The organism is Gallaecimonas sp. GXIMD4217, from assembly GCF_038087665.1.
Classification (GTDB): domain Bacteria; phylum Pseudomonadota; class Gammaproteobacteria; order Enterobacterales; family Gallaecimonadaceae; genus Gallaecimonas.
The window spans coordinates 2,532,233-2,547,240 of record NZ_CP149925.1 but is presented as its reverse complement, the minus strand read 5'-3'; the positions used below and the strand labels follow the sequence as shown (position 1 = coordinate 2,547,240).

Sequence of the window (15,008 nt, the reverse complement as noted above, 5' to 3'; positions counted from 1 at the left end):
GGAAGGGGGCCAGGCGGCATTGGCGGCTCTGTACACTTTTGTACAGGTTGCCGTGGGTGGACGGGGTATACCGGGTTCACAACCTGCTAACAAAAGCAGTCGTTGTTTAACAACCACAACCCCTGGAGGTTCCGTGAAACTCAAGTCCCTCACCCTGGCAACACTGGCCGCCCTCTATGGCGCCGGGGTTGCTACTTCTGTCCTGGCCGCCTCGCCCGGTTCGGAAACCGGCGCCGCGAGCAGTGGCCACAGAGTCATCGAAATCACCGATGCCATCATTCAATTCAACGAGGATCTGCGCAGCGGCAAGAGCCGGGCTCCCGGCCTGGACAGTCGCCCCCAGAGCAACGGCAGAAACGTGCACCGGGCCATTGCCGTGGGCGAGGGCAGCAAGGTGCCCTTCCAGTACCAGGACGGCCTGGTCGGCGAGCAGACCTGGATAGTCGAGCTGAGCGACAAGCCGGTCACCCTGTACCAGGGTGGCATCGGCCAGCTCCAGGCCACGGCGCTGTCTGCCCAGCCCAGCCGCCGCCTGGGTGCGGCACCGAAGTTCGATGTCAACAGCAGCGCGGTACGGGACTACCGCCAGTACCTGAGCCAGAAGCAGGACGGCATCCTGGCCGAGATCAGCGCCAAGGTCGGCGGCAGGCTCGACGTCAGGCGCCGCTACAGCCTGGCCTTCAATGGCATGGCCCTGCGCCTGACCCAGGAGCAGGCGGCCCGGGTCGCCGAGCTGCCCGGGGTGCGCAACGTCAGCCTGGAGAAGGTCTACGAGCTGCACACCGACACCGGTCCCAAGCACATCGGCGCCGACGGCATCTGGACCGGCACCGCCTCCGACATGCCCTACAAGGGCGAAGGCATCGTCATCGGCGTGCTGGACACCGGCATCAATACCGACCATGCCTCCTTCGCCGATGTGGGTGGCGACGGCTACGATCACCAGCTGCCGGCCCGCTACGATGGTTATCTGGGCGACTGCGAAAAGGACGAATTCGCCGGCCTCTGTAACGACAAGCTGATCGGTGTCCGCTCCTACGAGGTGATCACCGACACCTACTCGGATCCCCTCTACCAGCCCGAAGTGCCCTGGTGGCAGATCGAGCCCAAACGCCCCGCCAATGGCGAGGACTACAACGGCCACGGCTCCCACACCGCCTCCACCGCCGGCGGCAACGTGCTGATGGATGTGGACTATGTGGTGCCCAGCGTCGGCGAGACCGGCGACGGCAATGCCACCGGCCTCAAGTTCGAGACCGTTTCCGGCGTCGCTCCCCACGCCAACATCATCATGTACCAGGTCTGCTATCCGGGCGACGGCAGCTACGGCGACACCAATGTCGGCTGCCCGGGCGCGGCGCTGCTGGCCGGTATCGAGGACGCCATTGCCGACGGGGTCGACGTCATCAACTATTCCATCGGCTCCACCTTCGGCTCCTTCCCCTGGGAAGATCCCATGGAGCTGGGCTTCCTGGCCGCCCGCGCCGCCGGCATCTCGGTGGCCGCCTCGGCCGGCAATTCCTACAGTCCCCAATATTCCAGCCAGGCCAGGGGCGCCATCGATCACCACAGCCCCTGGCTGACCTCGGTGGCCGCCACCACCCACGGCCGTGAGATCGTCGTGGAAGGCAAGATGCTGACCGGCGCCAGCGGCGGCGATCAGCCCCTGGCGGACATGAATGGCGCCGGCATCAGCGGCGAATACACGGGCCCGGTGGTGGCAGCGGCCGCCTATGGCGAAGAGCACACCAAATGTAACGAGGCCTTCCCGGCCGGCTTCTTCGACAACGCCCCGGACGGTACCCCCTTCGATGTGGCGCCCATCGTGGTCTGCCAGCGCGGCGACATCGCCCGGGTGGCCAAGGCCGAGAACGTCCAGGCCGGCGGCGCCGGCGGCTTTATCCTCTACAACACCGGCTCCGGCGACACCCTCAACAACGACGCCTATGTCATTCCGGGCATCCATATCGACAGCAACAGCTGGCAGGGCGGCTACGACAACGGCTACTTCGGCCTCCAGGACTGGCTGGCCGCCGGCAGCGGCCACCGCCTGACCATCACCGCCAGCGACGTGCGCACCGCCGAAGGCGTGGCCGACTACGTGGCCGACTTCTCGTCCCGGGGTCCCAACCTGACTACGCCGGACGTGATGTCGCCCAACCTGGCCGCTCCCGGCGTCAACATCTATGCCGCCTGGGCCGACGAGATGCCGTTCAGCGCCTTCGGTGCCCCGGCCGACTACGCCGCCATCAGCGGTACCTCCATGGCCGCCCCCCATGTGGCCGGTGCCATGGCCCTGCTGCGCCAGGCCCATCCCAACTGGAGCCCGGCCCAGATCCAGTCGGCGCTGATGACCACCGCCTCCCTGGCGGGGGTGACCCGCTCCAGGGACGGTTATCCCTATGATGCGGTCGAGGCCGGCTACGAGGATGCCGGCAGCGGCGTGATCAACGTCGCCCGGGCCGTCAATGCCGGCCTGCTGCTGGATGAAACCGCCGACAACTACCGGGCCGCCAACCCCAGGAACGGCGGCAATGTCCACACCCTCAACCTGCCTTACTTCTACAACGGCGCCTGTGCCGGCACCTGCACCTGGATGCGTACCGTCACCGCCACCCAGGACGGCAGCTGGACAGTGGATGGCCAGCCGCTGGCCATGGAAGGGGCGCCCATGCTGGAGATGGAGGTGTCGCCCAAGCAGTTCAGCCTGCGCGCCGGCGAGAGCCAGGTGATCAGCGTCACCGCCAAGATCCTCGAGGTCGAGGCCCTGGGTGCCGACGCCTCGCAGCTCCTGGTCCAGGGCGCCGTGACCCTGACCCCGCAGAATGACGGCCTGCCCCTGCAGCACCTGCCGCTGGGCGTGCGTTACAGCGGCGACAACCTGCCCCAGGAGCTGTCCGGCGCCATCCACCGCCAGCAGGGCCACCTGCTGACCCCGGAGCTGGACACCGCCGAGATCCAGTCCTTCAACTACCGGGTGGACGGCCTGGCCAAGGGCGAGCGCTTCGACCTCCAGCTGCAGCGTGCCGACAACCGCGACTTCCGTGACACCTTCAGGACGGTCGAGGAGCTGGAGGCCGGCAACCACAAGGTGCTGTTCTTCGACGTGCCCGAAGGCACCAGGCGCATCGTCTGGGAAGTGCTGTCCGCTGACGCCAATGCCTACACGGCGGTGGACATGGGCATGGACCTCAACGGTGATGGCCAGATCCAGTGGAGCGACGAGGCCCTCTGCTATTCCTGGACCGACGCCGGCGACTACTGCGCCGTCAACGATCCGCTGCCGGGCCGCTATTGGGTGACAGTGGGTAACTACAAGTGGGAATACGAGGATCCCAAGAACCTGGCCGACGACTTCAGCCTGGCCCTGGGCATCGTCACCGCCGGCGACAGCGGCAACCTCAGCCTGGAAGGCCCGGCCAGCACCGACGGCATTATCCCCTACAATGTCAGGCTCAACTACGCAGCTGCCGGATGCCCAGGAAGGGGACGTCTACTACGCCATGGTCGGCCTGGGCAGCGACGCCTACAACAGTGACAACCTGGGCGACATGGCCGTCAAGCTGCAGCACATGGGCGGCGACACCCAGATAGAAGCGTCTCAGACCGCCGCCAAGGCCGGTGATCGGGTCGACTTCACCGTCACCCTGGCACCCAACCTGCTGGGCGGTGAGCGCGAGTTCAGCCTCAGCACCACCCTGGCCGAGGGCCTGCAGCTGCTGGAAGACAGCGTCGTGGTGGGCGGCATCGGCAGCTATGGCGAAGACCTCACGGTCGACGGCAACGTCATCCGCATCGACTCGGCGCAGCCGTCCTCCCTGGGCATGAAGCGCCACTATGTGTTCACCGACAACCTCACCGACGCCACCTGCAAGGTGCCCTACGGCGACGATCCGGCCTTCTACGATCTGGCCTCCGAAGGCTACGCTCATATGGGCATCAGTGGCCGCTCCAACCAGGTGCTGTATATCCCGCTGGCGGCCAGCGGCCTGCCCCATGTGCCCCTGTACGCCAACCCGGAAATGTACGGCCAGGACGTGCTGGGGATCTCGCCCTTCGGCTACCTGCAGTTCGACATGATGCCGGAGTTCTTCAACTTCCATTACCCCTTCACCGACGTCTTCCAGAGCTTCCCGGACACCATGGTGGCGCCGCTGTGGCGCGGTGACGTGATGATGCCCGAGGCCAGCTTCGACTGGAGCAGCGGCCGCTGGAACAATGTGGTGTACGGCATCATCACCGGCAAGCACTATGTGTTCCAGTGGGATGGCGGCCAGGAGTGGCGTCACTTCCTGATCAACAGCAACCCGGATCCGGACGCCAGGTTCAATGCCGAGACCATAGTGGCCACCGACATCGACTTTGCCGAGGGTACCCCGGAGATCATCTTCGCCTACAAGACGTTGCAGTCCGCCAACGGCCATATCGGCTCCGTCGGCCTGCACGGCTATAACGGCGAACGTGGCACCTTCGCTCCCCAGGGCGGCTGGCTTAACGACGGCGTGGCCTACAACGACGTGGATGAGCACGTCCAGGAAGGCATGGTGATCTGCGCCGATTACCGCGGCCCCGAGCAGTCCGCCCTGACGTTGAGCTTCTCGGCCCGGGTCAGCGCCAACGCCGTCGGCCTGGACAACGCCGTGACCGTCGACAGCCAGTTCGCCGACTCCGAGCTGGTCACCGTCAGCCACGTGTTGAGTGCCCCCAGCAACATCCAGCTGGCGGCCCTGTCCGACCAGGAGATGGACGAGAACGGCACTCTGGAAGGCCTGGTGGTGCACTACAACGATGTGAAGGGCACCGCCAACGGCATCAAGGTGGAAGGCGAGCACATCAGCGCCACGGTACAGGGCAGCGAGAGCGGCAGCACCTTTGCCATCACCCCGGAGGCACATTGGCACGGCAGCACCGAGGTGACGGTGACCGTCTTTGATCTGGCCTATCCCTCTGACGCCGCCAGTACCAGCTTCATGCTGACCGTGCATTCGGACGGTGTGGATCCGATCACCCCGGATCCCGAGCCCAAGCCCCAGCCGGAACAGGGCAGCGGTGGTGGCTCCTTCGGCTGGCTGATGGCACTGGCCCTGGGCCTGGCCGGCCTGCGCCGCCGGCCGCGCTAACCCCAGCCCCTTACGGCAAAGGGCCTTCCTTCGGGAAGGCCCTTTTTTGTGGCCGGTGTCTTGGTTTTATCGCCCCGGCGTATGGGGTAAACTCCGGGCCCGACCCGCGCCGCCGGCGCGGCGGCCTTTTGGGGCCGGGCAAGGTGCCCCCACAGGGATCAGCAAGATGGACAGCATCTTTATCGAAGGCCTGGAAGTCTATGCCGTGATCGGCATCTACGACTGGGAAAAGACCCAGCAGCGCAAGCTCGTCTTCGACCTGGAGATGGCCAGCGACATCGCGGCCGCCGCCCGGGGCGACGACTACGGCCAGGCCCTGTGCTACGCCAGCGTCTCCCAGTGGATCACCGACTATACCCAGCAGCATCGGTTCGAGCTGATCGAAACCCTGGCCGAGCGCATCGCCGCCGGCGTCATGGCCGAGTTCAGCGTCAAATGGCTGCGCCTGAGGCTGTCCAAGCCCGGCGCCGTGGCCAATGCCCGCAACGTTGGCCTGGTCATCGAGCGGGGCAGCCGCCCCTGATGGCCAGGATCTACATCAGCCTGGGCTCCAATATCGAACCGGAGCAGCATATCCGCGCCGGTTTGGACGCCCTTCAGCAGGCCTTTGGCACACTGACCCTGTCGCCGGTGTTCGAGGCCGAGCCGGTGGGCTTTGTCTCCGACAACTTCATCAACCTGGTGGTGGCCACCGACACGGCCCTGGATCTGGCCGCCGTGGTGGCGAAGCTGAAAGGCATCGAATTCGCCCTGGGCCGCCAGGACAGCATCAAGAAGCTGGCGCCGCGGATCCTGGATCTGGATCTGCTGCTCTACGACCAGCTCTGCACCCTGGAGCCGGTGGTGTTGCCCAGGCCGGAGATCACCCGCCACGCCTTCGTGCTCTGGCCCCTGGCGGAGCTGGCGCCCGAGCTGGAGCTGCCCGGCACGACCGACACCCTGGGTGACCTCTGGGCGCGTTTCGACGCCCCGCAACAATTGTGGAAGCGGCCCTTTGACTGGGCCCCCAAGACGGAGTCTTGACCTTGACCTGGTTCGAAACCCTGATGCTGGCCCTGATCCAGGGCCTGACCGAATTCCTGCCCATTTCCTCCTCCGCCCACCTGGTGCTGCCGTCCCAGGTGCTGGGCTGGCAGGATCAGGGCCTGGCCTTCGACGTGGCCGTGCATGTGGGCACCCTGGCGGCGGTGCTGATCTACTTCCGCCAGGAGGTGGGGCGGATGACGCTGGCCTGGCTGGCCTCCTTCACCGGCAAGCTGGACCAGGACGGCCGCCTGGCCTGGCAGATCGTGCTGGCCACCATACCGCTGGGCCTGTTCGGCCTGCTGGGGGCCGACTTCATCGAAGAACACCTCAGGAGTGCCTGGGTGATCGCCGCCACCACCCTGATCTTCGCCGGCCTGCTGTGGTGGGCCGACGCCCGCGCCCGCCAGGTCAAGGACGAGCACCAGGCCGGCTGGGGCGGGGCCATGCTCATTGGCCTGGCCCAGGCCCTGGCGCTCATTCCCGGCACCTCCCGCTCCGGCATCACCATGACGGCGGCGCTGATGCTGGGCCTGAACCGCACCGCGGCGGCGCGCTTTTCCTTCCTGATGTCGATCCCGGCCATCGTCATGGCCGGCGGCTACGAGGGCATGAAGCTGATCAAGGCCGGCGAGGCGGTCAACTGGCAGCTGATCGGCCTGGGCGCCCTGGTGTCCTTCATCAGCGCCATCACCTGCATCCACTGGTTCCTGAAGCTGCTGGATCGCCTGGGCATGCTGCCCTTCGTTGTCTACCGGCTGCTACTGGGCCTGGGGCTGATCGCCTTCCTGAGCCTGGCGTAACGCCGCCACCTGGCGCACGCGCTGTCGGCGCACCTGCTCGCCGATGGCGCTGCCCTGGTATCCCTGGGCCACTATGGCCTGCACATCCACCGCCCTGGCGGCGGCAAAATAGCGGCGCATGATGTCGGCCTGCTCGTAGTCCAGCGCCTCGAAGCCGGTGCGACCCTTGAAGTCGGCCACGCAGCACAGCAGCAGCTCTTCCACCCGCTGGGGCTTGCGCCAGGCGTCCAGCTTGTCGAACACCTTGATCACCGTGGCCGGGCGCAGCTCGGCGGCCTTGTGGATGGTGCAGTGCAGATCCGACACCAGCAGCGCCAGATCCCGGCAGTCGTTGGGTACCCGCAGCCGCTGGCAGAAGTCGCGGATAAGCGGAAGCCCCAGCTGGCCGTGGCCGTGGTGGCTGGGCCACTTCTCGGGCGGAGTCTTGCCCTTGCCGAAGTCGTGGCAGAGGGCGGCGAAGCGCACCCTGAGCGAATCCGACAGCCCGGCGGCCTGCTCGATGACCATCAGGGCGTGGACGCCGGTATCGATTTCCGGGTGCCACTTGGCCGGGGCTGGGATGCCGAACAGCCGGTCCAGCTCCGGCATCAGCACCTTGAGGGCGCCGCAGTCCCGAAGCACCTGGAAGAACACCTGGGGGGAGGGGCTCAGCAGGGCCCCTTCCAGCTCCTTCCAGACCCGCTCCGGGGTCAGGTGCTCCAGCTCCCCGGACTGGCACATGTGGCGCATCAGCGCCCGGGTCTGGTCGGCGACCCGAAAGCCCAGGTGGGCGAAGCGGGCGGCGAAGCGGGCCACCCTGAGTACCCGCAGCGGATCCTCGGCAAAGGCCGGGGACACATGGCGCAGCAGCCTGTTCTCAAGATCGGCGCGGCCGCCGAAGGGATCCACCAGGACGCCGTCCTCGGCCAGGGCCATGGCGTTGATGGTGAGGTCGCGGCGACGCAGATCCGCTTCCAGGGTCACGTCCGGGGCGGCATGGACGGTGAAGCCGGTATAGCCGTGGCCGGCCTTGCGCTCGGTGCGGGCCAGGGCGTGCTCCTCACGGGTCACGGGGTGCAGGAACACCGGGAAGTCCCGGCCCACCTGCTGGTAGCCCAGGGCCAGCATCTCGTCGACCGTGGCGCCCACCACCACATGGTCCCTGTCCTTTACGGGAAGGCCCAGCAGCTGGTCCCTGACCGCGCCCCCCACCAAATAAATCTGCACTGACCTGCTCCATCTTGGCTTTGCGCCATTATACCCTTGCCTTCGGGCGCCTTGCAGGCAACCATAGGCAGCAATTCGATAACAATGCCGCCGTCATGTACGAGTCGTATTTCCAGCTCAGCGAGAACCCCTTTTCCATCGCCCCCAACCCCCAGTTCCTCTACATGAGCGAACGGCACCGGGAGGCCCTGGCGCACCTGATGTTCGGGCTCAGGGAAACGGGCGGCTTCGTGATGCTGACCGGCGAGGTGGGCACCGGCAAGACCACGGTATCGCGGCGGCTCTTGAAGGAGCTGCCCGAGCACACCGATCTGGCCTTCATCCTCAACCCCATGCTCACCGAGACCGAGCTGCTGGCCAGCCTCTGCGACGAGCTGAAGATCCCCTACCCGGACCAGCCCAGCCTCAAGCAGCTCACCGACGTGATCCAGGCCTTCCTGCTGGAAAACCACCAAAAGGGCCGCCAGACGGTGTTGCTGGTGGACGAGGCCCAGCACCTCAAGGTGTCGGTGCTGGAGCAGCTCAGGCTGCTGACCAACCTGGAGACCGACACCCAGAAGCTGCTCAAGGTGATCCTGATCGGCCAGCCGGAGCTGAACCAGTTGCTTCGGCGCCGGGAGCTCAGGCAGCTGTCCCAGCGTATCACCGCCCGCTATCACCTGCTGCCGCTTGGTCGCAAGGACACCGGCCATTATGTGCGCCACCGGCTGCGCATCGCCGGGCGCGAGGCGCCGCTCTTTACCGGCGCCGCCATCCGCGCCTTGCACCGCCACAGCGGCGGCATACCGCGGCTGATCAACCTGCTCTGCGATCGGGCCCTGCTGGGGGCCTATGGCCTGGAGAAGGACAGGGTCGACAGCAGGACCCTGGCGCTGGCCGCCCGGGAGGTGCTGCAGGACCCCGCCGAGCCCCGCACCGCCACGCCCTGGCTGGGGCTGGCCGCCGGTGCCGCCCTGGGGGCCACGGCGCTGTTTTTCTTCTGGCCCGGGGGCGAAAGCGTGCAGCCGGCCGCCGAGCCCCCTGCCGCCGCCCAAACCCTGGCAAAGCCGGCGGTGATGACGGTGCTGCCGGGGGACAGGGACAGGATCTCCCTGGCCGCCTTCGACAAGCTGTTCCGGCGCTGGGGCATGGCCATCCCCACGGGCGAGCCCTGCCAGCAGGCACAGCTGGTGGGCCTGCGCTGCCTGCGCCAGCATCTGCCCTGGCGGGAGCTGATCGCCCTGGGCCGGCCGGCGGTGCTGGAGCTGCTGGACGACAGCGGCGAGCGCTTCTATGGGCTGCTGGACAGGGTCGAGGACGGCCGCTACGGGCTCAGGCTCAGCCAGGGACAATACCAGGTCGATGCCAACTGGCTGGACGGCCACTACCGGGGCCAGGCCATGCTGCTGTGGCAGCCGCCGGCCGGTTTCAGCGAGCCGCTGGCGCCGGGCATGAGCGGCCCCCTGGTGGACTGGCTGGCCCAGGCCCTGAGCCAGGTCGATGGCGAGCCGGCCCTGGCTTCCCCCTATGATGCCCGGCTGCTGGAGCGGGTGCGGCGCTTCCAGGCCCGCCAGGGCCTGAAGGCCGACGGCCTGGCCGGCGAGAACACCCTGGTGCGCCTGAACATGGTGCTGGGCAAGCCGGGGCCGACCCTGGAGCAAAACGGATGAGCCTGCTGGCCAAGGCCCTCAGGCAGCAGCAGGCCCTGCCGGAAACGCAACCCGGCCGGGGCGGCTTCCTGTTCGACGGCCGGCTCTGGCTGAGCCGGGCGTTGCTGGTGCTGCTGTTGGCCTTGCTGGGCCTGGCCGGTCATTGGGCCTGGCCGAGCATCCGGGCCATGGCAATGGCTCAAGGCCCCGACGCGAAGACCCTGGCGCCCGAGCGGGCGACACCTGCCCCGGCCGAGCCAAAGGTGCGGTCCGTTTCAATTCAGGCCGAGCCGAAGCCGGCCATCCCGGATCCCTTCCTGGTGCCGAAGCCGAAACCCAGGCTGGAGGTGCCGCGGCTGCCGCCGCCCGTGACCGCCGTGGCCCCGGAGCTGCCGCCCATCCGCTATACCGGCCATTTCTACGCCTCGGTGCCGGCCGAGCGCTGGATCAGGCTCAACGGCCGGCAGCTTCGTGAAGGTGACAGCCTGGTACCCGGGGTGGTGGTGGTCAGTATCGCCGCCGAAGGGGCCGAGCTGGCCCATGGTGGCCGCCGCCAGTGGCTGAATGCCCTGACCGACTGGCCGGTACAATAAAAAAGCCGCGGCAACTGCCGCGGCTTTTCTTCCAAGAGCGAAGCTTAGAAGCGGTAGTTGAAACCGGCGGTGACGGTGTTGAATTCGACACCATGGGTGTCCATCAGCTGGCCGTATTCCACGAACAGGTTGGCATTCTCGGCCACATTGAAGCGGGCGCCGATGGCGTAGCCGAAATCGTCTTCGCTGTCGGAGCCAAAACCGGAAACCTTGATCTTGCCCTTGGTGAAACCCAGCAGGGCATAGGCACCAAAGACCTCGTTGAACTGGAACTGGGGCACCAGGTAGGCGCCATAGTAGTTTTCCAGCTCCACGTCGGTACCGAAGATGCTGTCATCGGAGATGCCAAAGCCCAGGCGGCCTTCGATGGCAAAGAACTCGTTGAAGTTGTAACCGGCCTGGGCACCCAGCACGCCCAGATCGACGTCGAAGCCGCTGTCTTCGACTTCCAGGGCACTGTAATGGGCGCCGATGTAGGGGCCTTGGGCGGCCAGGGCGGAAGTGGAGGCCAGAACCAGAGCGGCTGCGGTGATAAGCTTTTTCATAACGTACTCCATGTTATTGCTGATAAAGGAAAAAGCGGGGCAATCCTAAGGCATTGCCGGGGAGCCGGGCAAGGCGTTTGATGAACATTTTGTGTCAATTTGTTTTGGCTCAAAAAAGCCCGGCGCAGGCCGGGCTTTTTGCTGCCGGGGCCTTAGAAGTGGTAACGCAGGCCCAGGTTGAGGCTGTCGACCTTCAGGCCGTGCTTGTCGAGCAGGCTGACGTACTCCAGGCTGAGCCGGCCATGGCGGGAGTAGTGGAACTGGGCACCCAGACCGTAGCTGAAGTCGTCCTCTGAGCCATCCAGGCTGCTGATGCCGTCATCCAGCCTTACCTTGAGCCGGCTGACGCCGAGCAGGGCATGGAGACCCCATTGCTCGTTCAGGGGCAGGGTGGGGACCAGGTAGCCGCTCCAGCCGCTTTCCAGCTTGAGTGTGGTGCGGCCGGCGCCGTTGTTGAAGCTGTCGTCGGCCAGGCCGGCCAGGAAGCGGGCTTCGATCCCCAGGTGGGGGTTGAACTGGTAACCGACGCCGCCGCTGAGGGCCTTGAGGTTCAGGTTGTGGCTGCCCAGCTCGGTGCCGAGGAAGGCGCCGTCGGCCAGGACATAGCGGCCGTCATAATAGTCGTCCTTGGCCTGGACGCTCAGGGACAGCAGGGCAAGGCAGGAAAGGGTCAGTGCTTTTTTCATGGTACTTCCTTGTTTTGACGAGAAACGGGCATTCTACTGTTTGTTTTTTAAAGAAAAAAGCCGCGGCAGTTGCCGCGGCTTTGTCGTCATGGTGAGCGAGCTCAGTCGTCGCCCAGGCTCAGCAGGGTGGCGTTGCCGCCCACGGCGGTGATGTTGTTGGTGCGGGTCTTCTCGGTCACGAAGCGGTACAGGTAGTGGGGACCGCCGGCCTTGGGACCGGTGCCGGACAGGCCCTGGCCGCCGAAGGGCTGGGTGCCGACCATGGCGCCGATCTGGTTGCGGTTGATGTAGCAGTTGCCCACATTGGCCTTGTCGGCGATCGCCATGGCCTTGGACTCGTTACGGGTGTGGATCCCCAGGGTCAGGCCGTAGCCGGTGCCGTTGATGGCGTCGATGACCTTGTCCAGATCCTGGGCCCGGTAGCGGACCACGTGCAGTATGGGACCGAAATTCTCCTTGCTCAGCTCCTCGATGCCGCCAATTTCCACTGCGGTGGGGGTGACGAAGGAGCCCTTGGCGGTCTCGGCCGGCATGGGGGCTTCGGCGATCAGCTTGCCGCTCTGGGTGACGGCGGCCAGGTGGGCGTCCAGCTCGGCCTTGGCGTCCTGGTCGATGACGGGGCCGATGTCGGTCTTGTACTGCCAGGGGTCGCCGATCACCAGCTCCTGCATGGCGCCGGTGAGCAGCTCCAGTACCCGCTCGGCGATGTCGTCCTGGAGGTAGAGCACCCGCAGGGCGGAGCAGCGCTGGCCGGCGGAGGTGAAGGAAGAGCCGATGACGTCGTTGACCACCTGTTCGGGCAGGGCGGTGGAGTCGACGATCATGGCGTTCTGGCCGCCGGTTTCGGCGATCAGCGGCACGATCGGGCCTTCGCGGCCGGCCAGGGTGCGGTTGATGATCTTGGCGGTCTGGGTGGAGCCGGTGAAGACCACGCCGGCCACGCGCTCGTCGGCGGTCAGGCGGGCGCCGACGGTGGCGCCGTCACCGGGCAGGAACTGCAGCACGTCGGCGGGGATGCCCGCTTCCAGGGCCAGCTGGATGGCACGGTAGCCTACCAGGCAGGTCTGCTCGGCGGGCTTGGCGATGACGGTGTTGCCGGTGGCCAGGGCCGCGGCCACCTGGCCCATGAAGATGGCTAGGGGGAAGTTCCAGGGGCTGATGCAGACGAAGACGCCGCGGCCCTGGACAAACAGCTCGTTCAGTTCGCCTGTCGGTCCCGGCAGCAGTTCGGCGCCGTTGAACAGGGTGCGGGCCTGGGCGGCGTAGTAGCGGCAAAAGTCCACGGCCTCGCGCACCTCGTCGATGCCGTCCTGGAGGATGCGGCCGGCTTCGCGGGTGACGATGGCGATCAGCTCCGCCTGGTGCTCTTCCATCAGGTCGGCGAGCTTCTCCAGGGCCTGGGCGCGCTCTTCGACCGGGGTGCTGTTCCAGCGCGGGAAGGCGCCGTGGGCCAGTTCCAGGGCCTTGTCGACGGCGTCTTCCTGGGCCCACTGGATGGTACCGACCAGATCCTCGTTGTTCTGGGGCGAGCGGACCTCCACGGCCTTGCCGGCCATGTCCTGGCCGCCGACGATGCTGGCGCCTTGCCACTGGTGGTCCTTGAAGGGCGCCATGGCCTCGATGAAGGGCTGGGCCTCGGATTGGATATGCAAGTTGATACCTCCGGAATTCTTACGGGTGCCGTAGATGTCTGCCGGCAGCGGGATCTTGTGGTTGGCCAGGCTGGGCTGGGCGCTCAGGGTCTCGACCGGGTGGGCGACCAGGCTGGCCACCGGGGTCTTGGGATCCACCAGCTTGTGGACGAAGGAGCTGTTGGCGCCGTTTTCCAGCAGGCGGCGTACCAGGTAGGGCAGCAGATCCTTGTGGTTGCCCACGGGGGCGTAGATGCGCACCGGCTGGCCCGGGTTCTCTTCCAGGACGGTGTCGTAGAGTTCGTCGCCCATGCCCCACAGGCGCTGGTATTCGAAGGGACGGCCTGCGGCCATATCCTTGATGGCCACCACGGTCTGGGCGTTGTGGCTGGCGAACTGCGGGTAGATGGCTTCTTTGGTGTGGTCGCTGAGCAGGAAGCGGGCACAGGCCAGGTAGGAACAGTCGGTGCCGGCCTTCCTGGTATAGACCGGGTAGCCGGCCAGGCCGGCCTGCTGGCACAGCTTGAGCTCGGTGTCCCAGTAGGCGCCCTTGACCAGGCGCACCGGGATCAGGTCGCCCTGCTCCTTGGCCAGGCGGGTCAGCCACAGCAGCACCGGCAGGGCGCGCTTGGAATAGGCCTGCACCACTATGCCGAAGTTGCCCCAGCCCTTGGCGGCCGGGCCGCGGTAGACCTTCTCGAACAGATCCAGGGACAGCTCCAGGCGATCGGCTTCCTCGGCATCGATCTGCAGGCCGACGTTGTTGTCGCGGGCCAGCTGCACCAGGCGGGAGACGATGTCCACCATCTCGGTGACCACGCGATCCTGGTTCTGCACGTCGTAGCGGGGATGCAGGGCGGACAGCTTGATGGAGATGGTCGGGCGCGGCGCCTCGGACTCGTCGTACTGCTCCTGGCCCAGGGCCTGGATGGCGTTGGCGTACTCGCTGAAGTAACGCTCGGCGTCCTTCATGGTCAGGGCCGCCTCGCCCAGCATGTCGTAGGAGTGGGTGTAGCCCTGTTTGCGGGACTTGCGTGACGCCTTGAGGGCCTCATTGATGTTGCGGCCCAGTACGAACTGCTTGCCCATGATCTTCATGGCCGCGTACATGGCCTTGCGCACCACCGGCTCACCGAGGCGGTTGATCATGCGGTTGAGGAGGTTGGCGGGGCTGCCGTCGATGTTGCGGTCCAGGTTCAGCACCTTGCCGGTCAGCATCAGGCCCCAGGTGGAGGCGTTGACCAGCAGCGACTCGGACTGCTTGAAGTGCTTGGCCCAGTCGGCGCCGGACAGCTTGTCCTTGATCAGCGCCTCGGCGGTGTCGGCGTCGGGGATGCGCAGCAGGGCCTCGGCCAGGCACATCAGGATGATGCCTTCCTGGGTCTCCAGGCTGTACTGCTGCAGGAAGGCGTCTATGCCTTCACCGGCCTTGTGGTGCTGGCGCACCTTGGTCACCAGGTGGTCGGCGTCCCGGGTCACCCTGGCGGTCCGCTCGTCTTCGCTGGGAACCAGCTTGAGCAGCTCGGCCACGTAGGCTTCCTCGTCCACCGCGTAGTTGTCGGTGATGATTTGGCGCAGGGTGGCGAGGTCGGGAACCTGGTAATCAGGCGCTATGACTTGGCTTGCATTGAACATGGGCAATTACCTTGCAACAAGGCCCGGCCCGAACGGGCCGGCCAAAGGCGTGAACCTACCGCCATCGAGACGGCTAAAATTTGGCGAAGTATACAATATTCAAGTGCGATGAAAACCGCTTTTCGTCGCAATAATCTG

Annotated in this window: 11 protein-coding genes; 7 read left to right on the top strand and 4 right to left on the bottom strand. The window is 66.2% G+C overall.

Translation table 11 applies throughout. The features are described 5' to 3' along the window. Positions 1-133: 133 nt before the first annotated feature. The 5 genes from WDB71_RS12430 to WDB71_RS12410 all read left to right on the top strand — a co-directional run bounded on the left by WDB71_RS12430 (position 134) and on the right by WDB71_RS12410 (position 6,946). Positions 134-3,538, top strand: coding sequence for a S8 family serine peptidase (locus WDB71_RS12430; RefSeq protein WP_341501906.1), 3,405 nt, complete (start codon positions 134-136; stop codon positions 3,536-3,538). Further along, positions 3,447-5,120, top strand: coding sequence for a GlyGly-CTERM sorting domain-containing protein (locus WDB71_RS12425; RefSeq protein ID WP_341501905.1), 1,674 nt, complete (start codon positions 3,447-3,449; stop codon positions 5,118-5,120). The genes WDB71_RS12430 and WDB71_RS12425 overlap by 92 nt, the downstream gene beginning before the upstream one ends. A 166-nt stretch (positions 5,121-5,286) precedes the next feature. Further along, positions 5,287-5,643 (top strand): dihydroneopterin aldolase, encoded by a 357-nt coding sequence (folB, locus tag WDB71_RS12420; protein ID WP_341501904.1) that lies wholly within the window; start codon positions 5,287-5,289, stop codon positions 5,641-5,643. Beyond that, positions 5,643-6,143 carry a 2-amino-4-hydroxy-6-hydroxymethyldihydropteridine diphosphokinase gene (gene folK, locus WDB71_RS12415; protein WP_341501903.1) on the top strand — a complete coding sequence of 167 codons (501 nt, stop codon included), beginning with the start codon at positions 5,643-5,645 and terminating at the stop codon, positions 6,141-6,143. The genes folB and folK overlap by 1 nt, the downstream gene beginning before the upstream one ends. 2 nt (positions 6,144-6,145) lie before the next feature. Continuing rightward, positions 6,146-6,946 (top strand): undecaprenyl-diphosphate phosphatase, encoded by an 801-nt coding sequence (locus WDB71_RS12410; RefSeq protein WP_341501902.1) that lies wholly within the window; start codon positions 6,146-6,148, stop codon positions 6,944-6,946. Here the strand turns inward: WDB71_RS12410 and WDB71_RS12405 are convergent. Continuing rightward, complete coding sequence (locus WDB71_RS12405) at positions 6,905-8,152, bottom strand: multifunctional CCA addition/repair protein (protein WP_341501901.1); 1,248 nt, start codon at positions 8,150-8,152, stop codon at positions 6,905-6,907. The two genes, WDB71_RS12410 and WDB71_RS12405, sit on opposite strands and share 42 nt — an antisense overlap. A gap of 95 nt (positions 8,153-8,247) precedes the next feature. Here WDB71_RS12405 and WDB71_RS12400 point away from each other — a divergent pair, with 95 nt between their 5' ends. Together WDB71_RS12400 and WDB71_RS12395 are read left to right on the top strand one after the other, a co-directional pair. Further along, entirely contained in the window at positions 8,248-9,801 is a 1,554-nt protein-coding gene (locus tag WDB71_RS12400; protein WP_341501900.1) for an AAA family ATPase, read from the top strand. Next, positions 9,798-10,373, top strand: coding sequence for a general secretion pathway protein GspB (locus tag WDB71_RS12395; RefSeq protein ID WP_341501899.1), 576 nt, complete (start codon positions 9,798-9,800; stop codon positions 10,371-10,373). The genes WDB71_RS12400 and WDB71_RS12395 overlap by 4 nt, the downstream gene beginning before the upstream one ends. A gap of 44 nt (positions 10,374-10,417) precedes the next feature. Here WDB71_RS12395 and WDB71_RS12390 read toward each other — a convergent pair whose 3' ends face one another. The 3 genes from WDB71_RS12390 to putA all read right to left on the bottom strand — a co-directional run bounded on the left by WDB71_RS12390 (position 10,418) and on the right by putA (position 14,870). Further along, positions 10,418-10,918 (bottom strand): porin family protein, encoded by a 501-nt coding sequence (locus WDB71_RS12390; protein WP_341501898.1) that lies wholly within the window; start codon positions 10,916-10,918, stop codon positions 10,418-10,420. Positions 10,919-11,070: 152 nt separating this feature from the next. Continuing rightward, complete coding sequence (locus WDB71_RS12385) at positions 11,071-11,604, bottom strand: porin family protein (protein ID WP_341501897.1); 534 nt, start codon at positions 11,602-11,604, stop codon at positions 11,071-11,073. A gap of 101 nt (positions 11,605-11,705) precedes the next feature. Next, complete coding sequence (gene putA / locus WDB71_RS12380) at positions 11,706-14,870, bottom strand: bifunctional proline dehydrogenase/L-glutamate gamma-semialdehyde dehydrogenase PutA (RefSeq protein ID WP_341501896.1); 3,165 nt, start codon at positions 14,868-14,870, stop codon at positions 11,706-11,708. Positions 14,871-15,008: the final 138 nt, after the last annotated feature.